The sequence below is a fragment of the Arthrobacter sp. GQ119 genome (assembly GCF_059759125.1).
The window spans coordinates 18528-42990 of record NZ_JCAXEA010000027.1 but is presented as its reverse complement, the minus strand read 5'-3'; the positions used below and the strand labels follow the sequence as shown (position 1 = coordinate 42990).

Annotated in this window: 19 protein-coding genes; 12 read left to right on the top strand and 7 right to left on the bottom strand. The window is 67.1% G+C overall.

Features of this window, described 5'->3' with window-relative positions:
* Positions 1-168: 168 nt before the first annotated feature.
* A complete protein-coding gene (locus AC6CH3_RS20360; protein WP_498134143.1) occupies positions 169-390 on the bottom strand; it encodes a DUF7455 domain-containing protein in 222 nt (73 codons plus the stop codon).
* Positions 391-613: 223 nt separating this feature from the next.
* On the opposite strand from AC6CH3_RS20360, the gene AC6CH3_RS20355 reads away from it, so the two are divergent.
* Positions 614-2722, top strand: coding sequence for a DNA gyrase/topoisomerase IV subunit B (locus AC6CH3_RS20355; protein ID WP_498134142.1), 2109 nt, complete (start codon positions 614-616; stop codon positions 2720-2722).
* A gap of 79 nt (positions 2723-2801) precedes the next feature.
* On the opposite strand, the gene AC6CH3_RS20350 is transcribed toward AC6CH3_RS20355, so the two are convergent.
* Both AC6CH3_RS20350 and AC6CH3_RS20345 read right to left on the bottom strand, forming a co-directional pair.
* Positions 2802-3788 (bottom strand): M56 family metallopeptidase, encoded by a 987-nt coding sequence (locus AC6CH3_RS20350; RefSeq protein WP_498134141.1) that lies wholly within the window; start codon positions 3786-3788, stop codon positions 2802-2804.
* A gap of 6 nt (positions 3789-3794) precedes the next feature.
* Complete coding sequence (locus AC6CH3_RS20345; RefSeq protein WP_498134140.1) at positions 3795-4181, bottom strand: BlaI/MecI/CopY family transcriptional regulator; 387 nt, start codon at positions 4179-4181, stop codon at positions 3795-3797.
* Positions 4182-4454: 273 nt separating this feature from the next.
* Here AC6CH3_RS20345 and AC6CH3_RS20340 point away from each other — a divergent pair, with 273 nt between their 5' ends.
* The 4 genes from AC6CH3_RS20340 to AC6CH3_RS20325 are packed head-to-tail and all read left to right on the top strand — an operon-like array spanning position 4455 to position 11671.
* A complete protein-coding gene (locus AC6CH3_RS20340) occupies positions 4455-6056 on the top strand; it encodes a cytochrome ubiquinol oxidase subunit I (protein WP_498134139.1) in 1602 nt (533 codons plus the stop codon).
* A 17-nt stretch (positions 6057-6073) separates the two neighbouring features.
* Positions 6074-7123: a cytochrome d ubiquinol oxidase subunit II gene (gene cydB, locus AC6CH3_RS20335; RefSeq protein ID WP_498134138.1), complete on the top strand. Its 1050-nt coding sequence runs from the start codon at positions 6074-6076 to the stop codon at positions 7121-7123.
* A 6-nt stretch (positions 7124-7129) separates the two neighbouring features.
* Entirely contained in the window at positions 7130-10630 is a 3501-nt protein-coding gene (gene cydD / locus AC6CH3_RS20330) for a thiol reductant ABC exporter subunit CydD (RefSeq protein WP_498134137.1), read from the top strand.
* Between the two features lie 9 nt (positions 10631-10639).
* A complete protein-coding gene (locus AC6CH3_RS20325; protein ID WP_498134136.1) occupies positions 10640-11671 on the top strand; it encodes a GNAT family N-acetyltransferase in 1032 nt (343 codons plus the stop codon).
* A gap of 20 nt (positions 11672-11691) precedes the next feature.
* On the opposite strand, the gene AC6CH3_RS20320 is transcribed toward AC6CH3_RS20325, so the two are convergent.
* Positions 11692-12210: a DinB family protein gene (locus AC6CH3_RS20320; RefSeq protein WP_498134135.1), complete on the bottom strand. Its 519-nt coding sequence runs from the start codon at positions 12208-12210 to the stop codon at positions 11692-11694.
* A gap of 9 nt (positions 12211-12219) precedes the next feature.
* Entirely contained in the window at positions 12220-14742 is a 2523-nt protein-coding gene (locus AC6CH3_RS20315) for a DNA gyrase/topoisomerase IV subunit A (RefSeq protein ID WP_498134134.1), read from the bottom strand.
* Between the two features lie 55 nt (positions 14743-14797).
* On the opposite strand from AC6CH3_RS20315, the gene AC6CH3_RS20310 reads away from it, so the two are divergent.
* Genes AC6CH3_RS20310 through AC6CH3_RS20295 form a run of 4 tightly spaced genes read left to right on the top strand, consistent with a single transcriptional unit; the run spans position 14798 to position 20275 of the window.
* A complete protein-coding gene (locus AC6CH3_RS20310; RefSeq protein ID WP_498134133.1) occupies positions 14798-17488 on the top strand; it encodes a bifunctional acetate--CoA ligase family protein/GNAT family N-acetyltransferase in 2691 nt (896 codons plus the stop codon).
* 43 nt (positions 17489-17531) lie between these two features.
* Positions 17532-18275, top strand: coding sequence for a DUF5998 family protein (locus AC6CH3_RS20305; RefSeq protein ID WP_400579564.1), 744 nt, complete (start codon positions 17532-17534; stop codon positions 18273-18275).
* Position 18276: 1 nt separating this feature from the next.
* A complete protein-coding gene (locus AC6CH3_RS20300) occupies positions 18277-19533 on the top strand; it encodes an alkaline phosphatase family protein (protein ID WP_498134164.1) in 1257 nt (418 codons plus the stop codon).
* Positions 19526-20275, top strand: a complete 750-nt coding sequence (locus tag AC6CH3_RS20295; RefSeq protein ID WP_498134132.1) for a thymidine kinase — start codon at positions 19526-19528, stop codon at positions 20273-20275. Before AC6CH3_RS20300 ends, AC6CH3_RS20295 begins: the two co-directional genes overlap by 8 nt.
* 29 nt (positions 20276-20304) lie before the next feature.
* Here AC6CH3_RS20295 and sepH read toward each other — a convergent pair whose 3' ends face one another.
* Positions 20305-21831, bottom strand: a complete 1527-nt coding sequence (gene sepH, locus AC6CH3_RS20290) for a septation protein SepH (RefSeq protein ID WP_498134131.1) — start codon at positions 21829-21831, stop codon at positions 20305-20307.
* Between the two features lie 280 nt (positions 21832-22111).
* On the opposite strand from sepH, the gene AC6CH3_RS20285 reads away from it, so the two are divergent.
* The gene (locus tag AC6CH3_RS20285) at positions 22112-22411 is read left to right on the top strand and encodes a DUF4193 domain-containing protein (protein WP_498134130.1); all 300 of its coding nucleotides are present in this window, start codon (positions 22112-22114) and stop codon (positions 22409-22411) included.
* Here the strand turns inward: AC6CH3_RS20285 and AC6CH3_RS20280 are convergent.
* Entirely contained in the window at positions 22408-22914 is a 507-nt protein-coding gene (locus AC6CH3_RS20280) for a DUF3093 domain-containing protein (RefSeq protein ID WP_498134129.1), read from the bottom strand. The two genes, AC6CH3_RS20285 and AC6CH3_RS20280, sit on opposite strands and share 4 nt — an antisense overlap.
* Positions 22915-23096: 182 nt before the next feature.
* On the opposite strand from AC6CH3_RS20280, the gene dut reads away from it, so the two are divergent.
* On the top strand, positions 23097-23597 hold the full coding sequence (gene dut, locus AC6CH3_RS20275; protein WP_498134163.1) for a dUTP diphosphatase: 501 nt from the start codon (positions 23097-23099) through the stop codon (positions 23595-23597).
* Positions 23598-23726: 129 nt separating this feature from the next.
* Positions 23727-24458 carry a DUF3710 domain-containing protein gene (locus AC6CH3_RS20270; RefSeq protein ID WP_498134128.1) on the top strand — a complete coding sequence of 244 codons (732 nt, stop codon included), beginning with the start codon at positions 23727-23729 and terminating at the stop codon, positions 24456-24458.
* The last annotated feature ends 5 nt before the right edge of the window (positions 24459-24463 follow it).

Genomic DNA, 24463 nt, shown 5'->3' with positions numbered 1-24463 from the left:
GCCGGATGAACCGGCGGCAGCCCCTTGCTGTTGCTCCTTGTGTCCCTGCTGGGTGGCCTGGCAGTCGCTGGCAATCGCGTGTTCCCGCAGTTGTGTCAGGGCAGCAAAAAGCCAGGGTCCCTTGCCGGGAGCCCTGGCTTTCCTGCTCGCGTTTTTCGGTTGTGTGGTCTAGTCGACCGTTACCGGTTCCCTCTCGTGAAGCCGGCTCGTCTCATCGTGCCATTCCGAGCTCAGCGGCTTGAGGGTCGCTTCAACGGCACGTGAATGGTGAGCGCAGAAGAGCAGCTCGCCTCCGGAGGACTCGAGAACAACCCGGACGTATGCCTGCGCACCGCACCGGTCGCACCGGTCAGCTGCGTTCAGTGTGCGGTCGGCAACTGCTGTGGTCATGTCGGCCTCCTTAGTAGATCTTTACATCTATATAACCAGCATTCGCCGCCAAACTATGGCAAGGATGGGTCACTTTCGCTGTCCGCGTATCACGTCTGAGTAACGGCAGGCCTTGCCGAGGGCCGTCTCTGGAGTGGCAGTCCAGTGATCGGCGGCTGCGGGATTAGGCTATAGGAAGCCATTTAATGCCCTGCAGGGCCCCCGTTGAAGGAGTTCACCACCCGTGGCACCGAGTTCTGAGTACACCGCCCGCCACCTATCGGTGCTGGAGGGCCTTGAGGCTGTCCGGAAGCGTCCGGGCATGTACATCGGCTCCACGGATTCCCGTGGACTCATGCATTGCCTGTGGGAAATCATCGACAACTCCGTCGACGAGGCCTTGGCCGGCTACGGCCACGACATCAGGATCATCCTTCACGCGGACAACTCCGTGGAGATCCACGACGACGGCCGCGGCATTCCCATTGATGTGGAACCCAAGACCGGCCTCACCGGCGTGGAAGTCGTCTTCACCAAGCTGCACGCCGGCGGTAAGTTCGGCGGAGGCTCCTACACCGCATCAGGCGGCCTGCACGGCGTCGGCGCCTCTGTGGTGAACGCCCTGTCCGCCCGGCTGGACGCCGAAGTGGACCGCGGCGGCAAGACCTACAAGATGTCGTTCCGCAGGGGCGAGCCGGGCAGGTTCAAGGACACCGGTCCGCGGCCGGACCCGTCGGCCGCATTCACGCCCTTCGTTGAAGATTCCGTGCTCGACGTCGTGGGCAAGGCCAAGCGTGGAGTCACCGGTACCCGCATCCGCTACTGGGCCGACCGGCAGATCTTCACACCGGACGCCAAATTCTCCTACGAGGAACTCGCCGCGCGCGCCCGCCAGACCTCCTTCCTGGTTCCCGGCCTGAAACTGACCGTCCGCGACGAACGCAAGCTTCCCGGCACCCCGGGAGAAGGCGGCCCGCACGAGGAAGTCTTCCACCACGACGGCGGGATCTCCGAGTTCGTGGAGTTCCTCGCCATCGATGCGGGAGTCACGGACGTCTGGCGGCTCCACGGCGCGGGGAAGTTCAAGGAAACGGTCCCCGTGCTCGACGAAAGGGGCCACAGCAAGCTCGCCGAAGTCGAGCGTGACTGCGAAGTGGACGTCGCGCTGCGCTGGGGGATCGGCTACGACACCACAGTCCGCAGCTTCGTGAACATCATCTCCACGCCGAAGGGCGGCACGCACCAGGCCGGCCTAGAGCAGGCCCTCGTCAAGACCTTCCGCAAGGCAGTGGAAGCCAACGCTAGGAAACTCAAGGCCGGCAACGACAAGATCGAAAAGGACGACATCTTCGCGGGCCTCACAGCCGTGCTGACCGTCCGCCTGGCCGAACCGCAGTTTGAAGGCCAGACGAAGGAAATCCTGGGCACCTCCGCAGTCAAAGCCATCGTGGCGCGGGTCGTGGAGCGCGAGATCACCGCCAAGCTCAACTCCTCGAACCGCAACGACAAGGCTCAGTCGGCCCTGCTCCTGGAGAAAATCGTCAGCGAGATGAAGTCCCGCATCTCCGCCCGCGTGCACAAGGAAACACAGCGCCGCAAAACCGCACTCGAGACCTCCTCGATGCCCACGAAGCTCGCGGACTGCCGGACGGACGATGTTGACCGCTCCGAGCTGTTCATCGTCGAGGGTGACTCCGCCCTCGGCACTGCAAAGCTGGCACGGTCCTCCGACTTCCAGGCACTGCTGCCTATCCGGGGCAAGATACTGAACGTCCAGAAGGCCTCGGTGGGGGACATGCTTTCCAACGCCGAGTGCGCCGCGCTGATCCAGGTGGTGGGTGCCGGTTCGGGACGCAGCTTCGCGATCGAGGCCGCCCGCTACGGGAAAGTCATCCTGATGACGGACGCCGACGTCGACGGCGCCCATATCCGCACGCTGCTTCTGACGCTGTTCTTCCGCTACATGCGCCCCATGGTCGAGGAGGGCAGGGTCTTTGCGGCCGTACCCCCGCTGCACCGTGTGGAAGTGATCAACCCGGGCCAAAAGGCCAACGAGATGATCTACACATATTCAGAGGCCGAGCTCCACGCTCTCCTGGCCCGGCTGGCCAAGGAAGGCAAGCGCTACAAGGAACCCATCCAGCGCTACAAGGGCCTGGGGGAGATGGACGCCGAGCAGCTCGCCGAAACCACCATGGATCCGAGGCACCGGATGCTCCGCAAGGTGAACATCGAAAACGCCCAGCAGGCTGAAGCCACCTTCGATCTGCTCATGGGCTCGGACGTCGCACCCCGCAAGGACTTCATCATTGCCGGAGCGGCCAGCCTGGACCGGGACCGCATCGACGCCTGACCCGCCGAGGTGCTGCCTGGGTGCCGCCGCGGTGCTGGGGAGGCGCGCCAGGGAATCGCGCCGCGGTCAGGCCGGCACGTCAGCCCAGCAGGCCCGGCACAATCAGCAGCGCGGTGGGCATGGCCAGCAGCAGGACGCACACGGCCACCACGGCTGCCCGGAGGGCGGCCGGAAGCGGTTCGCGGGGTGAGAGCAGGCGGCTGACGCGGGACGCCGTCGTGCTGGCCGAGCCCGATCCGCCGGCACCGTCGGGAAGCTGCAGGCCCTGCCCGGCGGGGTCGCCCCGGCCCAGGGCGGGCGCATCCTGCGGTACGGCGGAGCCGCTGGCGACGATCGCAATGGCTTTGATCAGCGTTGCCTTGCTCTCCGTCCTCAGGGCAACGTCGTCGGCGAGCATTTCGATCAGTGAGTTGACGGCCTCCTGTGCCAGGCGCGTCGTCGGCAGCCAGGGAAGGGCCTGGCGCCATGCGGCGAAGGCCCACAGCAGGAGGTGGTGGCGCTGGTTGAGGTGGGCGTTCTCGTGGATGAGCACAGCACGCAGTTCAGCCGGTTCCAGCGCCGCCATGAGCCCGTCGGAGAGTACCGTGACGGACCGTGCGCCGCCCGGCAGGCAATAGGCAACGGGGGAGTCGTGGTTGATCACCATGGTGCCGGTGCCGTCTGCGGACGGCGATGCCAGGAGCGACAGCAGCTCACGGTGCCGCCTGCGCTGCCGCTCAATCTTGTAGTAGGTCAGCAGCAGGGTAAAAACGAGATGCGCCGTCAGCAGGGCCGCTGCCGACAGCGCAAAGAGGTGCCAGAAGCCGAGCGCCGTGGTGGGGGCATTCTGGAACACCATCCCGCCGAGTGCCCTGAGGCCCGCGATCAGGTTGTCCCCGATAGGCTCCAGCCCGTAAACCAGCATGGCGCCGATCATGGAAAGGCCACCGGCGAGGCCGATGGCCTGCCACAGCAACATGGCTGTGAAGGGATCCCGCGCCGGCCAGTGGGCACGGGAAAGGAGGATAGGCACCGGCCAGGCCAGTGCTATCGCCAGGACCGCCAGGAAGTATGAGGTCCAGAACATCGTCCGCTAGCTGTGGCCAAGCAGTTTGCGCAGCGTCTCGGCTTCACTCTCCGTCACGGAACCGATAAAGCGGGCAAGCACGGCTTCACGGTCCGGGGCCGATCCCAGCACTTCATGCATGAGTTCGGCGGTGTGGTCCTCCCGGCTGGATACGGCCTGGTACCGGTGCGGCCGGGTACCGCGTTCGCGCTCCACGAGGCCCTTCTTTTCGAGGCGGGACAGCACGGTCAGGACTGTCGTGACGGCCAGGTCCTTGCCCACATGGCCTGCGGCACCGCCCTGGGCCACTGTACTCTGCGCCAGCATGTCGCGCAGCGTGTTGGCTGTAGCAGCTTCGTGGCCAGCCCAGAGCAGGTCCATCACTGCCCGTTCAAGTTCCCCAAGACTTGCCATCTTTACATCCTTCTGACAACGCGCCGCCTGCGGCCGAACGGCCGCCACGTGCTGTGGTTCAAATATCTCACTCCAAATCTAGCGCGTTTGCGCGTTTCTTTCTACATGAGGTAGAACATCCGGCGCGCCGCCCCTGATTGCAGGCCCTTTGCGACGGTGCAGCCATGTTTACAGCGTCGGAGCTGTGTTCTACACTCGGTAGAAGTTGATGTTCTACGCGACGTAGAAAACCGAGCTTGAGAGCTTGAGACCCAGCCAACAGTAGGGACAGCCTTGGAAGCCTTGGAAATCGCACGCTGGCAATTCGGAATCACCACGGTCTATCACTTCATGATGGTGCCGCTGACGATCGGGCTGGGCCTCGTCGTGGCCGTGATTCAGACCATCTGGCACCGGACCGGCAACCCGGCCTACCTGCGGATGACCAAGTTCTGGGGAAAGCTGTTCCTCATCAACTTCATCATGGGCGTGGCCACCGGCATTGTGCAGGAATTCCAGTTCGGCATGGCATGGAGCGAGTACAGCCGCTTCGTGGGTGACGTTTTCGGTGCGCCGCTGGCCCTCGAGGCCCTGCTCGCGTTCTTCGTCGAATCCACGTTCCTGGGCCTGTGGATCTTCGGCTGGAAGCAGCTCAAGAAGGGCGTGCACCTGGCCTGCCTCTGGATCGCCGTAATCGGTTCGTTCTTCTCCGCGTACTTCATCATCGTCGCCAACAGCTGGATGCAGCACCCCGTGGGCGTCGAAATGATCGATGGCCGTCCCGTCATGACGGACGCCTGGGCTGTCTTCACCAATAACACCGCCCTCGTCGCCGTTCCCCACACGCTCTTCGGCGCACTGGCCGTGGCCGGCGGGTTCCTGCTCGGCATTGCCTGGTACCACCTCTGGCGGCGCCGCAGGGACGGCATCGACACGGTGGACGCTGACGGCAAGGTCATCGCCGGTTCGGCTGACATCCCGGGCCGGGACCGTACGGACCACACCGTGTGGATCCGCTCGCTGCGGATCGGGGCGGTGGTGGCCATGATCTCCTTCGCCGGCACCGCACTGACCGGGGACCTGCAGGGAAAGCTGATGTTCGAGCAGCAGCCCATGAAGATGGCTGCCGCCGAAGCCGCCTGTCACGACGGAACGGGCTTCTCAGTCCTCAGTGTCGGCAACCTCGGGGCCCGTAACTGCGATGACATCGTGGCCCTGATCGAGGTCCCGGGCATCCTGTCCTATCTCGCCAAAGGGGACTTCACCACGGAGGTCAAGGGCGTTAACAGCCTGCTGGACCAGTACAGGGCCGACTACGGCACGCATCTGCCGGACAACCCCATCTACGGGGATCGCGCAGGGCAGGAGATCGAGTACGTGCCCGTCATGGAGGTCACTTACTGGGGCTTCCGCATGATGATCGGCTTCGGCGGAGTCGCCGCCCTGGCTGCACTGCTGGCCCTGTGGATCACCCGCAGGGGCACCGTGCCGGAGTCGCGCTGGCTCATGCGGCTGGCGGTGTTCGGCATCCTGGCACCCTTCGGAGCGAACGCCGCGGGCTGGATCTTCACGGAAATGGGCCGGCAGCCGTTCGTCGTGGCACCCAATCCCGACCTCAACGGCATTGACCAGGTCTTCATGTTCACCGCGGCGGCGGTGTCACCCGGTGTCTCCGCCGGCGAGATCCTGACATCGCTGATCGTCCTCACCGCCATCTATGCGGTGCTGCTCGTGGTGGAGGTGAAACTCCTCGTCAAGTACGTCCGGGGAGGCGTAGTCTCCGCCATGCCGGAACTGGCAAGCGCTCCCGTCGACGAGAACGAGGACGCCACCCCCGGGCCGGGCGGTCCCGGCAAACCCGGAGCCGCCGATGACGTCCTGGCCTTCGCCTACTAGACCTGAGGAAACGGAACATGGAACTGCTGCCCACCGTCTGGTTCATCGCCATCGCCGTTCTTTGGACGGGTTACCTCTTCCTGGAAGGCTTCGACCTCGGCGTCGGCATGCTGATGAAGCTCTTTGCACGCGACAACACGGAACGCCGCGTCCTGCTCAACACCATTGGGCCGGTCTGGGACGGAAACGAGGTCTGGCTGCTGACGGCCGCAGGTGCCACCTTCGCCGCCTTCCCGCTGTGGTACGCGTCCCTCTTCTCAGCCCTGTACCTGCCGCTGCTCCTGGTCCTCGTGGCATTGATCTTCCGGGCTGTCGCCTTTGAATACCGGGGCAAAGTGGACACCGACCGGTGGCGGGACACCTGGGACTGGGCCATCGCCGCCGGCTCCTTCCTCGCAGCCTTCGGCGTGGGCGCCACCCTGGCCCTCAGCACCACCGGCCTCCCGCTGAATGCCAACGGTGACCGCGACGGCGGCCCCTTCTCATGGTTCAGCGGCTATGCGCTGCTCGGCGGCTTTGCCGTTGTGGGGTTTGCCCTCCTGCATGCCCTGGCCTTCCTCGCCCTGAAAACCGACGGCGAGGTCCGGCACCGTGCCCGGCGCTGGTTCGTACGCCTGCTTCCCGTCCTGCTCCTCCCCATGGCCGGGTGGGCCCTCAGCGTGCAGCTCCTCAGTGGGGAACTGTGGACGATGGCCGCCCTCGTGCTGGCCGTCGTGGCCGCGGTCGCCGCGTGGTTCCGGGCCCGGAAGGCCCATGAAGGCCGCGCCTTCCTGGCAATCGGTGTGTTCCTGCTCGGCGGCGCCGCCTCGATCTTCGGCGCCGTCTTCCCGGTGGTGCTTCCCTCCACGATTGATCCTGCATTCAGCCTCACGGTCTCCAACGCTTCATCCTCCGACTACACCCTCGGGCTGATGAGCATCGTGGCCTGCGTCGGACTGCCGCTCGTCATTGCCTACCAGGCCTGGACCTACTGGGTCTTCCGGCGCCGTGTCAGCGCCGCCCACATTCCCGAGGCCCACAGCTTCCTGCCAGCGATCGCCGCCAAAGCGCTCACCCGGAACGACTGACGCCCCGTGAAGCCGCAGTTCCCCGGAGGCCCGTCAACACGCGCCGCACTGTACGGCCTTGGCGTGCTCGCGGCCCTCAAGGCCCTCTCGCTGGTGCTCATGGGCCAGGCACTCGCGTCCGTTCTCGCCGGCCTCATGGTGCAGGACCCTGCGTGGGCCGACGAGCTGGTCTGGGGCATGGCCGGTGTGGTCCTGCGCTCAGCCACGGTCTGGGCGCAGGGCGCCGCCTCCCGTCGCGCAGCCCTGGGCGTCAAGGAGGAGCTGCGCTCGCAGCTGCTGGAACAGGCACTGCGCAACGGCGTCCGGTCTTCGGCCCCTGCCGACGGCGGCCTTGCCGTGCTTGCGACGCGCGGCCTCGACGCCCTGGACAGCTACTACACGCAGTTCCTGCCCGCCTTGGTCAATTGCGCCGCCATTCCACTGCTGCTGGGCGCCCGGATCCTCTTTGCCGATTGGGTCAGCGCCGTGGTCATCGTGCTGACAGTGCCGCTCGTGCCGCTGTTCATGGTGTTGATCGGCCGCTACACGGAAGACAAGGTATCGGACGCGCAGGCGGCCCTGTCCCGGCTCTCAGGCCACATGCTGGAACTTGCCAAGGGGCTTCCGGTGCTGGTGGGGCTGGGCCGCGCCTCCGCCCAGCGCCGCGCGCTGGAGGATATTTCCGAAGAGTACCGGTCCAAGACCATGGGGACCCTCCGTACGGCGTTCCTCTCTGCCCTGGCCCTTGAACTGATAGCGACCATTTCGGTGGCCGTGGTGGCAGTCTTCATCGGCGTGCGGCTGGTGCATGGCGACATGGCGCTGGAGGCCGGACTCCTCGCCCTGATCCTGGCGCCTGACTGCTACCTGCCGCTCCGGGAACTGGGAACAGCGCACCACGCCAGCGACGACGGCCGGGCAGCCCTCGCCGAGACGACGGCGGTGCTGGACTCACCGGAGCAGCGGCGGCTTGAGCCGAGGCCGGGGATCCACGACCCCACCGTCGCCGGACTCAGTGGCAGCGACCTCACCGTCAGCGGACTCACGGTCAGCTACGCGGGGAGGCAAGGCGCCGCCGTCGGCCCCCTCAGCTTTACCGCGCCTGCCGGCCGGATCACTGCGCTGGACGGACCCAGCGGTGCCGGCAAGAGCACCGTGCTGGGTGTCCTCGCGGGCACCATCGGCTCCGGGGGAGGCACCGACGTGGCCGGAACGCTCGGCGGCTTCGCCCCGGCGGCCGTGGCCTGGGTTCCGCAGCACCCTGTCATGGTGGCGGACACCGTCCGGGAGGAGATCCTGCTGTATCTTGCGGCCGACCCGGCGAAGGACGGGCACCAGCTCGACGGCGGAGTGCAGCAGTGCCTCGCAGCAGCGGGCGCAGCCCACCTGGCAGGTAAGCACCCGGCAGAATTGAGCCCCGGGGAGCTGCGCCGCGTCGCGCTGGCACGGGGACTTGCCCGCATTGCAGCGGGAGCCACTGTGCTGCTGCTGGACGAACCCACAGCGCACCTGGACCGGGCCTCCGCCGACATCGTCCAGGCGGCGATCGTGGACTTCCGCGGCAGGGTGACCGTGATTCTCGTGGCCCACGACCGGCAAACCCGGGACCTTGCAGATCACGTCGTTTCCCTTCCTGCGGCAGCGAACCACCCCGAGGCCGCCGGCGGCGCTCCCGCCATTGCTGCCCGCCCCGCCGTGGCCGCCGACCACCCGGCTCAGGCCGTCCACACGGCACTGCCGAACACAGCCGCAGCGGCCGCGGGCTCCAGGCAGGCCGCGGGCTCCAGCAGGGACTCGGGTGACTCACCGGAGTCCGGCGGGACGGCGCACACGGGCGGGCTGCTGGGAAGGCTGCTCGCACCGGTGCGCGGCAGGTTTGCGGGCGCCGGCCTCGTGGGAACCCTCGCGTCCCTCTTCGCGGTTGCCCTGTCCGGACTCTCCGGCTGGCTCATCCTGAGGGCCAGCGAACAGCCGCCCATCCTGTACCTGCTCACTGCCATCGTGGGGGTGAGGTTCTTCGGAATCGGCCGGGCCGTCCTGCGCTACTGCGAGCGGCTGGTGCTTCACGACGCCGTCTTCGCATCACTGACGTTGCTGCGCGGGCGGCTGTGGGAGTCGCTGAGCCGGCGTGCCCTTTCCCTCCGGCGGCTGCTGCAGGGCGGGAACGTGCTGGGAGTCGTCATCGACGACGTCGACACGGTCCGCGACCTGCTGCCGAGAGTTGTCCTTCCGCCGGTGACGGCCGTGGCAGTAGCCGCAGCAGCCGTTGGAACGTCGGCATGGCTCGTGCCCGCCGCCCTGCCTGCTGTCGCGGCCGCCGCGGCTGTCAGCCTGGCGGTGGCACCCGCCGCTGCCCTGGTTGCCGACCGGATGTCCGCCGGCACTGAGCAGGCCCTGCGGTCCGGCGTCCTGCGCCGCATCGCGGCTGCCCTCGACGCACGGGCGGAGCTGCACGCCAACGGCGTGGCGTCGCCCGTCCTGGACCGCATCCGCGCTGACGACCGCGCGGCGACCCGTGCCTCCCAGCGCTCCGCGTGGGCAGAGGGACTCGGGCAGGCAATAACCGTCGCTGCCTGCTGCGCCGGGGCGCTGGCCTGCGCCGTGCTGGCGGCGCCGCAGGTTCTGGCGGGTGCCGTCGCCGCCCCGACGGCCGCCGTCGTGGTCCTTATGCAGTTGGCACTCGTTGAACCTTTTGCAGGCATGACGACGGCGGTCCGCCAGTACCCCGCGTTGCGCTCGGTGCTCCGCCGCATCGGAGAGTCCGGGGTGCTCAGCGAACCGGCCTCTGACGTGCCGGACACGGCTGTGCCGGCATCTGACGCGCCGGCCACGCCGGACCCACGGGAGAACGGGCGCCCGGGTGTCGAGATGACTGGGCTCGCCGCCGGGTGGCCCGGAGGCACAGCTGTTTTCAGCGGCCTGTCAGCAGTGGCGGAGCCGGGCCGCTGGCTGGCGGTCACCGGACCCTCGGGCGCCGGCAAGTCCACCCTGCTCGCGGTCATGCTGGGCTTCCTGCCGGCCAGGGAAGGAAGCATCGCGGTGACGGGCCCTGCGGCCTGGTGCCCCCAGGAGGCCCACCTCTTCGATTCCACCATCAGGGGCAACCTGCTGCTGGGCCGCCGGGAACGGCAGTCGTCAGCGGACGCCGGCTCCGAAGAGGAGATGCGGCGGGCGCTTGCGGCAGTGGGCCTAACGCCCCTGCTGGAACGGCTGGATGACGGGCTGGACACTCGGATCGGACCCGGCGGCGCGTTCCTCAGCGGCGGCGAAAGGCAGCGGCTTGCCGTGGCACGCACCCTCATGACTCAGGCCGAGGTGATCCTGCTGGACGAGCCCACTGCCCACCTCGACGCCGAATCCGGCCGTGCGCTGATGGCCGACCTCCGGGCGGGACTCCGTTCCCGGACGGTGGTGCTGGTGACCCACAACCCCGCAGACATCAGCCCCCTGGACGGCCTCCTGTCCCTCCGGCAGCCCGGTGAATCCCGGGCAGCAGAGGAGATGGCGCCGTCGCTGGCCTCCGGTTAGCCTGTTCCCATGACGCCATCCGAGGTTGCCGCCGGCTGCACCGTTGACTTTCCGCTGCTGCGCTGGAGGAGCGCAGGGAACGGGGATGTCCCGGCGTGGGCGGCACTCATAGCCCGGACGGCAGCGGTCGAGAAGCCGGTGTGGTTTGAACACGAGCCGGAGCTGGAACAGATTATGGAATCCCGGAAGAATCCGCCGGAGCGCAATACCGTGCTGGGGTTCGACCCGGACGGCGTGGCCCGGGCGTATGCACGACTAACGAAGAACAGCGACAGCGAGAAGGCGTACGGCTTCGGTTGCGTCGATCCGCAGTGGCAACGCCGCGGCGTCGGCTCCGCCCTGCTGGAGTGGCTGGAAGCGCGGACCCGGCAGCGTTTCGCGGAGGACGCCCAGGCCGGCGCCCAGGCTGCTGAACGAGTTACGGCCGCTCCGCGGCTGCGGATCCATAACGAACAGCAGCACGGGCACCAGGCGGCGCTCTTCGCCAGGCACGGCTATGAGGTGGTGCGCTACTTCAACGAGATGCACCGGCCACTGGCGGGGCCGCTGCCGGACGTCGTGCTGGATCCGGGGCTTGAACTGGTGACCATGGGACCTGAGCTCAGCGAGGCCGTGCGGCTCGCACACAACGAGGCCTTCCGGGACCACTGGGGCAGTGAACCCAAGGACGAGGAATCGTGGGGCTTCGTCGTGAACGACCCGCAGGCCCGGCCGGACCTTAGCGCCGTTGTGCTCGAACGCAGCACCGGGATGGTGGCGGGATACCAGATGGCGGCCCACGACGCGGAAAGCGCGGTAACCCGGGGATTCAGCGAAGGCTACACGGACCTGCTTGGGGTGCGGCGTGAGTTCCGCGGCCGCGGCATCGCCAGCGCACTGCTCGCGGACGCCATGCGGCGCTTCGCAGCGGAGGGATTCGACGTCGCATCGCTGGACGTCGACTCCGAAAACCCCACGGGCGCGCTGGCGCTCTATACCAAGATGGGCTACACACCCGTCAACAGGAGCCTGGCCTGGGATAAGCCGCTGACCTCTGCCTGAACAGCGCAGCTACCCGTCAGCTAACCGTCCACGTCGGCAAGATGGTGGACCACGTCATGCAGGAAATACTGCGCGAGGGTCAGCACCGTGAATTCAGAACCGTTGCTGCGGAGTCCGGTTCTGCCCCACTGGGATTCCCTGACCCCGGCAAAGGATGCTGCCACCTGCTGGCCCTCGGCCGTCAGTTCGGCGCTCACCACGGCGGGGTCGGATCCGGCGTAATCGTTCTCCACGGCCGTCCGGTCCTGGTCCCAGTTCTCGAACTGTGCGTGATCATCGGTGAGCATGAGGTTCAGCCGCCGGTCGAAGAGGCTGAAGACGTCCCGGACGTGGCAGGCATATTCGAGCGCCGACCACGTGCTGTCGTTAGGGCGCTCTCCGACGTCCGGGCGGCGCAGCACCGCCCGCCAGCGCGGGAGCATGTTCTCCACGCTGCCGGGCACGGTGGACGGAGTGACCGTCGAAGCATCGAAACCGCATTCGCTGCACGGGCGGAACAGGACCCACGTCCAGTCTTTTTCATCCGGGATGATAGGCATGCCAGTAGCCTAGCTCTCTGCAGCCTCAGCCCATGCCATGCTGGGTCCGATGGCCTCCACGGCCTGGGACAGCGGAATGCCGGAACCGTCCCGGCGGCCGTGCTCCTGGGGAAGGGAACGGGCCACGCCGGCCAGGGAAGACGCTTTCGCGGGGCCGTGGCCCGCCCAGGCCTGCAGCAGCGTGTCTTCACCCTTGAGGAAGCGGTGCGCACGCACCCCGCCCGTGGCCCGGCCCTTGGCCGGATATTCGGCAAGCGCGGTGACCTTGGCGGCCCCCGGCGCGGTGCCCGGCAGTGCGCCGTCGGTCCCGGAAATAGTCACGACGACGGCGGCCTCATCTCCGGGGGCAACGGCACCGAAGAAGATCACCTGGTCGCCGGACGCGAGTTTGACGCCCGCCATGCCGCCGGCGGTCCGTCCCTGCGGGCGGACGCTGGCCGCGCTGAACCGCAGCAGCTGCGCCTGGCGCGTCAGGAAGACCAGGTCGGTGTCGTCGCTTCCCGCGGGAGCCACGCCCACCACCGTGTCCTTGTCCTTAAGCGCAATGACTTCCCAGTCCTCCCGGTTCAGCGGATAGTCGGGCTGCACGCGCTTGATGACACCCTGCGCGGTCCCGATGGCGAGCACTTCATCCAGCGGCACGAACGCGACGAGGGACTCGCCCTTCAGCAGGGTAATGAAGTCCTTGGCGGGGACACCGCCGGCCAGGTTCGGCACTCCGGACATCGGGGGAAGGACGGGCATGTCCACCACCTGGATGCGCAGCATGCGTCCCAGCGATGTGATGGCCGCGATCTCGCCCCGGGCGGAGGTCCTGACCACGGAGCGGAACACGTCATGCTTGGAGCGAGGCCCGGACTCCGCAAGGCTGTCCTGGTTGGAGGTCCTGGCAATCTGGCCGGATGCAGTGAGGATGGCCCAGCAGGGATCGTCCGCAATCTCCAGTGCGAGCGGAACAGCTTTGCCCTTGACTGCCTTGCCCAGGATGCCGTCCGCCGCAGCGGCAACAGTGGGGGACACCGCCTCGGATTCCAGGAGCACGGTGCGGCGGGGGGTGCCGTATTTCTCCGCGATCTCCGCCAGCTCGCCGGAGACCAGATCCCGCAGCAGCTGGTCGGATCCCAGGATGGCTTCGAGTTCCTCGATCTCGCGGCGGAGCTCGTCCTGCTCCTTCTCCAGCTCGATTCGGGAGTACTTGGTCAGCTGGCGGAGGCGCAGTTCCAGGATGTAGTTGGCCTGGATTTCGGAGAGGTCGTAGATGGACATCAGCCGTTCCCGCGCCACCGACGCCTCATCCGAGGACCGGATGATTTGAATGACCTCATCGATGTCCACGATGGCAATGAGGAGGCCCTCCACGAGGTGCAGGCGGTCCTTCTTCTTGCCCAGCCGGAAGGCCGTTCGGCGCCGCACCACGTTGAGGCGGTGGTCCACGTAGACGGTGAGCAGCTGCAGCAGACCCAGAGTCTGCGGCTGCCCGTCCACGAGGGTGACGTTGTTGATGCCGAAGGAGTCTTCCATGGGCGAGTAGCGGTAGAGCTGCTGTAGCACGGCGTTCGGGTTGAAGCCGTTCTTCAGCTCGATGACCAGGCGCAGACCGTGTTTGCGGTCGGTAAGGTCGACGATGTCGCTGATGCCCGTCAGCTTCTTGCCGTTGACCGCGTCCTTGATCTTCTCGATCACCTTCTCCGGCCCCACCATGTACGGCAGCTCGGTGACCACCAGGCCCGTCCGACGGGCGGAGAGCTGCTCCACCTCCACCTTGGCGCGTGTCTTGAAGGAGCCCCGGCCGCTGGCATACGCGTCGCGGATGCCGTCCAGCCCAACGATCCTGCCGCCCGTGGGAAGGTCCGGGCCGGGCACGAACCGCATGATGTCCTCCAGCGTGGCATCCGGATTGGCGATGAGGTACCGGGCCGCGGAGATCACCTCCACGAGGTTGTGCGGTGCCATATTCGTGGCCATGCCCACGGCAATGCCCGTGGCGCCGTTGACCAGCAGGTTGGGGAACGCGGCCGGAAGGACATCGGGCTGAGTGAGCTGGTTGTCGTAGTTCGGAACGAAGTCCACCACGTTCTCGTCGAGGTGGTCGGTCAGCGTGAGCGCGGCCGCCGCGAGGCGGGCCTCGGTGTAGCGCGGCGCCGCCGGACCGTCGTCGAGCGATCCAAAGTTGCCGTGGCCGTCGATCAGCGGAAGCCGCAGCGAGAAGTCCTGGGCCATGCGGACCATCGCATCGTAAATGGCGGTGTCGCCATGCGGGTGGAGCTTGCCCATGACCTCGCCCACCACACGGGCGCTCTTGACGTGGCCGCGGTCAGGCCGCAGGCCCATCTCGCTCATCATGTATAGGATGCGCCGCTGTACCGGCTTGAGGCCGTCGCGGGCGTCGGGAAGCGCCCGCGAATAGATGACCGAATAGGCGTACTCCAGGAAGGAGCCTTCCATTTCGGAAGTGACGTCTATGTCGACGATGTTTTCGGTGTAGTCCTGGACGATTTCCCCTGACGGGGTGGAACTCTGGCGGCGGGCCATGGGGCTGGTGGATCCTTTGGGGGTGCACTTCGGAAGTCTTAGCTAGGCTAAGCCTATGGTGGAACAGCCCGCGGACGGCATTTATCCGGAATATTGGGAGGCCGATGTCGTCCTGCGGGACGGCGGAACGGCACACCTGCGGCCCATTCACCCATCGGATGCGGACGCCGTGCAGGTTTTCCATACCGGACAGTCGCAGAACTCAATCTACATGCGGTTCTTCTCGTTCAAGGCACGGTTGTCGAGCAGGGAGCTCAAACGGTTCACCGAGGTGGACTACCGCAATCGGGTGGCTTTCGTGATCACCATTGGCGGGGAAATTATCGGGATCGGCCGCTATGACAGGCTCGACGATCCCACCGAGGCCGAGGTGGCCTTCAACATCGCTGACAAGCACCAGGGCCGCGGCATCGGCTCCATCCTGCTGGAACATCTGGCGGCAGCTGCCCGGGAAAACGGCATCCACCGCTTCACCGCCGAAGTCCTGCCGGAAAACCGGAAAATGCTAATGGTCTTCTCAGACGCGGGCTACGACGTCCGAAGGCATTTCGACGACGGCGTGGTCAGCCTTGAGTTCAACATCGATCCCACCGACAAGTCCCGTGCCGTGATGGAGGCCCGGGAACACCGTGCGGAGGCGAGGAGCGTGCAGGACCTGCTCGCGCCGTCGTCGGTGGCGGTGATAGGAGCGAGCCGCAAGTGGGGCACCGTGGGGTACCAGCTCCTGGAGCACATCATCGAGGGCGGCTTCACCGGTCCCGTCTACGCCATCAACCCGGAAGCGCTGGAACTGGCCGGGATGCTGTCCTTTGGGAGGCTGACGGAGGTGCCCGGCCCCGTGCAGCTGGCGATCGTGGCCGTGCCCTATGAGGAAGTCCCCAACGTGGTGGATGAGTGCGCGGCCGCAGGCGTCAAGGGAATCGTGGTGGCAACGGCAGGTTTCGCCGAAGACGGCGACCGCGGCCTCGCGCGCCAGCGTGCCCTGGTCCGGCAGGCCAGGGCCAACGGCATGCGGGTCATCGGACCGGCATCGCTGGGCATGGTGAACACCCATCCTGCCGTGTCGCTGAACGCCTCCATGGCACCGAGCCTGGCCCGGCGCGGGGGACTGGGACTCTTCAGCCAATCCGCCGCGATCGGTGTTGCCCTGTACGCGGCGTCAAGCCGCCGCCGCGTCGGCATCTCCACCTTCCTCTCCGCAGGCAACCGCGCGGACGTCTCCGGCAACGACATGATGCAGTTCTGGGAGGACGACGCCGATACCACCGCCGTGGGTCTGTATCTGGAGTCGATCGGCAACCCGCGCAAATTCTCGCGGCTGGCCCGCCGTCTGGCCCTCACCAAGCCCGTCATCGTTGCCAAGTCCAACTCCATGGGCCTGCAGTTGCCGCCCGGGCACGCGGTGCGCACCACCCAGGCCCCGGCCGGAGCACTCGACGCCATGATGCGCCAGGCCGGGGTGATCCGGGTGGAGACCATCGAGCAGCTCATGGACGTCGCACAGATTGTCGCCGCCCAGCCGTTGCCCAGGGGCGCCGGCGTGGCCGTGTTCAGCAACTCAGGGGCGCTGGGGAAGGTCGTGGCCGACAGTGCAACGGCCCACGGCCTGGGCGTGGAGGAACTCGTGGCCGATCTGGACCTCGACGCCGGCATGTCGCGCGCGCTGCCTGAACTGCAGCGCCGGCTGCGCGAAACGCTTGCCCTGGACGCCGTGCACGCGGCTGTGGTCGCCTTCCTCCCGGCCAGGGGGCTGACGGTCGAGAAGATCGCGGGCGCGCTCGCCGGCTGCTCGGCCGAGGCAGGGAAACCCGTTGTCGCGGCATTCACCGGCATCCTCGACCCGTCCGTCTACGTGGAGGGCATGGTGGGGGATGAGGCCCCCGCTGCGCCGGTCCCGTGCTACTCAAATCCGGGGGCCGCCGTCGCGGCGCTGTCCGCCGTGGTGCGCTACGCCGAGTGGGCCGACCGGGACCAGGGACTCTTCGCGGATCCCGAGGGCTGCGACCCAGAAGCCATGCATGCCGATCTTGAGCTGCTGCTCCACGACGTCCGGGGCGAACAGCTGAAGGAGCTGGACCCGGCGGACGCCGCCCGCCTGCTGGGGCACTACGGGATCAAGGTCCTGCCCTCCGAAGGTTTCGTGACACCAGATGAAGCGGTGGCAGCGGCTGAGCGGCTGGGCTGGCCCGTGGCATTGAAGACCACCGATCCCACACTGCGGCACCGGCTCGACCTGGGAGGAGTGCGGCTGGACCTCCAGGATCCGGAGTCCCTTCGGCTGAACATCCAGCAAATGCGCCGTGCGCTCGAACCCTACGGCTCGTCTTCGCTGGAGGTGCAGGCCATGGCGCCGGTGGGCCAGGCCTGCACGTTCCGCGCCATCGAGGATCCGCTGCTTGGGCCGGTGGTCTCGTTCGGGCTGGCGGGCGACGCCGTCAACCTGCTCGACGACTGGGCGCACCGCGTGCCGCCGCTGTCCGCCGCGGACCTCCGGGACTTCATCCGCAGTCCCCGCGCCTCCCGCAAGCTGTTCGGCTACCAGGGGCTTCCCGCCGTCGACATTGCCGCACTCGAAGACCTGGCCGCGCGGCTGACCCGGCTGAAGGACGCCCATCCGGAAATTGCGCTCGTGGAGTTCAACCCGGTCCTGGCCACGCCGCACGGAGTGTTCATCCTCGCGGCTGACGTCCGGATCGGCAACGCCGCCCAGCGCACGGACAGTGCCCGCAGGGCCATGCGCGACTGAGCGCTGGTTAGCATGTGCCAAGCCGATCTGTGAAAATGGGGAAATGAGCTCCCAGCCTCCCACCTCGAAGCCTCAAGCACCGGACCACAGCCCCCAGGCTTCCAGCCACCACAGCTCACACAACCACACCGCCCAGGGCCAGAGCCTGGACGGGGCCCTGCAGCAGGCAGGCTTCTACCCGCGGCTCGTGGCTGACGTCGTGGACGATGCCCTCGACGGCCGGGACTGCCTTGCCCACCTGGTGCACCTCGAAACACACTTTGACCGGGCCGAAGTCCGGCGGCACATCACGGTGCTCGTACTGACGGACGACATGCTCGTGATCACCCACGTGGACGACCAGCAGCTCGACGATGCAGGCGAGCAGATCGTGGCGCAGATTTCCACGGAGTCCGTCCCCGTGGCGCAGATCCGGTCCGTCGTGCTGAGCTACATGTACGCCCAGCCGCAGAACTACAAGCCATCGGATCCCGTGCGCGAGGTCACCCTGTCCATCGCCTGGTCCGGCGGGCAACGGCTCGAGATGGGCCCGGCCAGCTGCGGCGACCCACAATGCGAGGCGGACCATGGGTACAGCGGAACGATCGCCCAGGAGGACATCGTGTTGCGTATCTCTGCTGAAGCGGATGGCCTGCAGGCGGTCCAGGACGCCAAGCTTTTCGCCCGCGCCCTGCGCGCCGTGAACACAGGTTCTTCCACGCCGGTTCCGCACGGGGCCAGGGCATCGCAGCCGCGCCCCCGGATGGGTGTGTTCTCGAACCGCCTCAGCCGCGGACACCAGCGCTGAGATGGCGCCGGAAAACGGCCTGCCTTCCCCCGCTTCCCCTTCAACGCATTCCGCTGCACCGGTGCTTCCGCCGGCCCCGGCTTACGGGCACCGCTCCGTAGCCGACGTGCTGGGCAGCGCTGCGGCGAGCCTCGGCGTTGAAGGCTTCGAGAACCGGCTCGGGCTGCCGCCCGCCAAACGGATCTGCGTTGTCCTCGCCGACGGTCTGGGGCGCAGCCTGCTGAAGCAGAAGTCCGCCCACACCCCGTTCCTCCGCGGTGTCATGCAGCGGGGCCAGGGCGACGTCCCGGTGTGGATCGATTCAGCGTTTCCCTCCACAACCGCCGCTTCCCTCGCGAGCCTTGGCACGGGACTGGCCCCCGGCCAGCACGGGCTCGTGGGGTATGACGTTCTTGACCCCTCCCAGGACAAAGTGGTCAACATGCTGGGCAACTGGGATGCCGGCGTGGACCCGCAGGACTGGCAGCCATTTCCCACGGTCCTGGAGCGGGCCGCGGAACATGTTGACGTTACGACCGTCAGCCTTCCGCAATTCGGTGATTCTCCCATGACCCGCGCTGCCCTGCGGGGAGGAACCTTCATCTCGGGAATCACATCGCATGCCCGCACGGCTGCCGCCGCCGAAGCGATGGCCGCTTCCGACTCGTCCCTCATGTACTTCTACGTGAACGACCTCGACAAGGCCGGTCACCGGCACGGTTCCCAGTCGCCGGAGTGGGAACACCAGCTCGAAGAACTGGACGCAACGGTCAAGCGGCTTGACTCCGCCCTTCCCGCGGGAACCACCGTGCTGCTCACCGCCGATCACGGCATGCTGGACGTGGCAGAGGGCCAGCGGATCGACTACTCGGAAGATCCTTCACTGGTGGCCGGCGTCAGGCACACAGGGGGGGAGCCCCGCATGCTCCACCTTTACCTTGGGGAAGAGGCGGGTCCGGGCGGTACCGGGAGCGCCCGCCAGCGTCTTTTGGAAGCCTGGCGGAGCCGGTTCGGCGAGCGGATCTGGGCCTTCACACGGGAAGAAGCGATTGCCGCCGGCCTCTTCGGTCCGGTCCGGCCCGGCGTCGAGCAGCGGATCGGCGACGTCATGATCGCGGCCCGCGATGCAGTGGCCTTCTACGACACCCGCCGAGTGCGGCCCACCGCCATGGAGGTCGTGGGGCAGCACGGTTCCCTGACCAAGGCGGAGCGGGAAGTTCCGCTGCTCTGCTTCCAGGCTGCGGGCAAGACACCCAGCCGCGGGAGAACCCGTGGCTGAACTCGTCTTCTTCTCGGGCACCATGGACTGCGGAAAGTCCACGCTGGCGCTGCAGATGGACTATAACCACCGTGCGCGCGGGCGCGGCGGAGTCCGCTTCAGCTGCAACGACCGCGCCGGCGGCTCACGCATCTCAAGTCGGCTTGGACTGCAGACTGACGCCGTGGAGGTCGTGGACAGCACCGATTTCTGGGACGAAGTGGTGCTGCGCCGCACGCGGGGCGTCCGCGTCGACTACCTCATCTGCGACGAGGCCCAGTTCTATTCGCCCGCGCAGGTGGAACAACTCGCGCGGATCGTGGACGAGATTGAAGTCGACGTCTTCGCGTTCGGCATCACAGCAGATTTCCGCACCCGGCTTTTCCCCGGTTCGCAGCGGCTGATTGAACTCGCGGACCGGGTGCAGGTGCTTCAGGTGGAGGCACTCTGCTGGTGCGGACGGCGCGCCACGCACAATGCCAGGACGGTCGACGGCGTGATGGTCATGGAGGGCGCGCAGGTAGTGGTGGGCGACGTCGAAATGGCCGGGGATGCGGCGGTTGCCAGTGCTCCCGGGGACGCCTCCGGAACGGAGCCGGCGGTGGGGTACGAGACACTGTGCCGGCGGCATTTTATGCGGCGCGTCACCGCCCACGGCGCCAACATCATGGCACAGCAGGACCAGTTGCTGCCCTTCGAAGTTGACGCCTGCCTGTGGCGCGGTACTGGCAGCCGTACCGGAAGTACAGCCGGGAACAGCTAGCCGGGACCTCGCCAGGAAGTAACAGTGGCCTAGTCGCCCCGGGTGCCGAAGACTATTTCGTCCCAGCTCGGAACGCTGGACCGCTTGGGCCTCGACGGCTGGCGCTCAGGTTCATCGCGGTCCTGCTCCTGGCGCGCTGGTGGTCCCTGGTCCGGTGCCGCTCTGCCCGCGTCCAGCCTGCCCGCATCCAGCCTGCGGCGTGGAGTTCCCCGTCCGAGCAGTTCGTCCAAGCCTGGATTGCCGGCTGCAGGACGGCCGGGACCCTCTGCCGGCCGGCCTGCCGGCTTGTCGGCGGCGGGCGGAACCGCCGGCTGTGCCGGAACAGCGGGCGGCGCAGCGGGCGGAACCGCAGGCTCTGCCGGACCTGCCGGCTCTGCCGGACCTGCCGACCCCGCCGGTGCTGCCGGTGTTTCCTGGCCCGCCTTGCCGACGGGACGCAGCGGGGATGGGACGATCGTGATCTCGCGTGTGTCCGTGCTGACGCCTTCGTGAAGGGTGAGGGAATCCTGTTGCGGCTCCTGAGGCCGGGGCGCGAGACTGAGGCGGGACATCATGGAGGGCCTGCCGTCGCGCCGTCGCGTTCCGGGCCCCAGCTCGGCCGCCGGGGAATTCGGTTCCTCGGACTCGGCCGCGTCGCCGGGCTCGTCCGGGTCCGGCTCGGAAGCGGCAGGAATCTCCGCCGGCCGGGGGTGCGCCGCCGGGACACCGTGGGTCAGCAGGAGCGCCAAGGCATCGTCGCTGTCCTCGTCAAGGCCCAGGCGCTGACCCCTGCGGGAGCGCAGCATGTCCAGCAGGCCATCGGCGTCCTTCTGGTGGTCGGCGCCCTGCTGGTGGGTGCCCTGCTGGTGCGTGCCCTTGCGGGCTGTCGCCTCAGCGTCGGTTTCAAAATCAAACGGGCGGTCCGATACTGCCGACAGCCTGCGCGCGGGCACGGGACCATCGAGGGGCTCCAGCTCACTGAGCTGCTGGGCCCAGCGATTGGCATTCTGCAAAGATTTGCGGGACGGATTGAATGTCCACATGGCCGGGGGCTCTTCACCGATGCTGGCATGCCCGCCCGGCTGGGTATCGAACCTTGCCACAACTGTCCAAGTTCCGTCAGGGCGCCGCCAGGAGTCCCATTCGAGCGTGGAGGACGCGATGCCGTGTGCGGTGAGGCGGTGGGCCACCATGTCGCCCAGCGTGGCCGGGTTGTCACCGAAGGCTGACCGATAGATGTCGTGGCCGGGGGCGGGCGACGCGACCTCTACCTTCCGGGCCTGCTGTGCCACGTATTCCCGTTCGGCCAGGACCGGGCCCTCGTAACGCTCAACTTTTTCCAGAGGCAGCCCGGAGGCTTCGGCGACCTCTGCCGCAGTGGCGCCGCTGCGGATCTTCGCCTGGATGTCGCGCGGAGACAGGGCCGCAACCGTCGGGGCCTGTTTCCGTAGGGAAGGCCGGCTTGCCGCCAGCCGTAAGGCCTCGTTGATCGGCAGCTGGAACATCTCGCCGCCGGTGCCGCTCAACAGGAGATGCTCCCCGTCGTCGTGGACGCCTACAAGCCGTAGATCCTGCATACAATCCTCCACCCTGGCATTACTATCAATCGAAACTCTGCCACCCAAGCCTGTCTTTTCCTGTTAGGACGAAGGGCGCGCCGCGAAATTCCGGGACTCCCGGCGGAATGGAAGGACATCGGGGCCGGAAGCTGACCATGCCGCAATCCGGCCAGGAAAGGCTATGGCTTTTCGGTCCGCCATAGGGAACAATGGCCCCGAACCGGGCACAAAGGGGCGGCGTTCGGCGTTGTGTACGTTGAATTACCCAAGCGAGTCGACGGAGTGTGAGCAGCAGACCATGGCGACAGACTATGATGCGCCGAGGAAGTCGGAGGAAGACCTCAACGAGGATTCGATTGAGGAGCTGAAGACTCGCCGTGCCGAGAAACCGACGGCGGTGGTCGAAGAGGATGAAACCGATCTTGCCGAGGGATACGAGCTGCCCGGCGCAGACCTCTCCGGCGAGGAACTGCTGGTCCGGGTCATGCCTGCGCAGGCTGACGAGTTCACGTGTTCCTCATGCTTCCTGGTCCGGCACCGCTCGCAGATCGCCCGCGAAAAAGACGGCCGCCTCTATTGCCGGGACTGCGAAGGCTAGGACCGGCCCGCTGCGTTGCCCGTGCCGAGCGCGGCCACCAGTTCCTCCGGGCGGCGCGTGGACGTCAGCCAATAGGGCGTGGGATCCGAGGGATCGTTGATCTCGATGCGGACCACCGGATCGATCCAGCCGCGGATGCAGAGATAGGCGAGGCCGTTGAGGCGGGTGCCGCGCTCGGCGGTGGCTTCCGTGCCGCGGAACGCCTCAACATGGCCGATGAGCCCGCGCTCGATGCTCGCCCTGCCCACTTGGAGAGTCCGGCCCGTGACTGAAATTGCGGGTGTGGACAGGAGAAGCAGGGCCGCTTCGATGGCGAAGAGAACGGCGGCGGCCGTGAAGCCGGCGGCAGGACTGATGGGTGCGAAGACCAGGATGCCCGCGCCCGCCAGTCCCGCGGCAACCAGCCAGATCCACACACCGGGCCACAGCTTTTCGGCAAACACGACGGTGTCATCCTGCGGAGGCTGATGGCGGGCAGGCACGGGGGCGCTTGATTCGGGCATGCTCCCAGCTTTCCATCTTTGCCGGGGCTTTTCATCCCGGCAGATCCTCGCTTGTTCCCAGAGTTCTTCCTGAGTCACGGCCGGTAGGCCGACCGAACCTGCGGGCGATAGAGTGAGGAACTGTGACTGACGAAATAACAGCCATTACGCCAACGCTGCAGCACGCGGCGCCGGAAGCTGGGCTGCCCGCTTCGGCGGCAGCGCTGCCCGCGGCAGAGTATGGAGCGCCAACTGTGCAGGTTCAACTTAAAATGCTCGACGACGGCCTGGAAGCGCCGTCCTACGCCCACCCCGGCGACGCCGGCGCTGACCTGCGCGCCCGCGAGGACGTGGTCCTTGAGCCTGGTGAGCGGCGGCTCGTGCCCACCGGCGTCTCCATCGCCCTTCCGGACGGGTTTGTGGCACTGATTCACCCCAGGTCCGGCCTCGCGACCAAGCACGGCCTCACGGTAGTCAACGCCCCCGGTACTGTCGACGCCGGTTACCGCGGTGAAATCGCTGTGACGCTGCTGAATACGGACCGCGATCAGGCGATAGAACTCCGGCGCGGCGATAGAATTGCACAGATGGTCATCCAGCGCGTGGAGTATGCCCAGTTCATCGCTGTAGGGGAACTGAGTGACTCCGTCCGCGGCGCCGGAGGATTCGGCTCAACGGGCGGCTTCACGGTTCCGCGCCCCTAGGCTCCGCGCCCTGGGTTCCGCGGCCCTGGGTTCCTGGTCCGGCCTCCCGGGACGGCCGAGGGCGGCCAGCCAGACAAGATGCGGCGCCCGCGGGCCGGCGCGACAAGATCACAACTAAGGAGACAACCCATGGTTTTTGGGCGGGGCAAGAAAGCCAAGAAGGAAGCGGCTTCAGAGCCGGAGGAAGTCCGGGAGGACAGCGCAGCCGAGTCGGCCGGCGCTACCACTGAGGCGTCCGGCCGAAGCGTCACCGGTCCCTTTGATGTCTCCGAGATCAGCAGCCGGGACGGTTATGTGGACCTGGGCGCCTTGCTTATTGCCCCGCGCGAAGGCCTTCAGCTGCGGCTGGAGGTGGAGGAGGCAACCCAGCGGGTAGTGGCGGTAACCATGGATCTGAACGGGTCCAGCCTGCAGCTTCAGGCTTTCGCCGCCCCGCGGTCAGAGGGCCTTTGGGACGAGATCCGCGAACAGATTGGCCAGTCGGTGGGCAGCCAGGGCGGCCAGGTCGAAGAAATCCAGGGCGACTTCGGCACCGAGCTCGTGGCCAAACTGCCGGCCAGCGCCAGCGACGGCGGCCAGGGGTACCGTGTAGCCCGCTTCATCGGCATCGACGGTCCACGCTGGTTCCTCCGTGGCGTGTTCGGAGGCGAAGCGGCACTGAACCGGGAGGCCGCCGCTGGCCTCGAGGAGCTTTTCCGCAAGATCGTGGTTATCCGCGGCGACAACCCCATGCCGCCCCGGGACCTCCTGCAGCTGCGCCTGCCCAAGGACGCCGCCGGATCGGTGCCTCCCACCGGGCAGGAATCAGGTCCGGAATTCGAACAGCCTGAACGCGGTCCGGAGATCACCCAGATTGGTTGATGCCG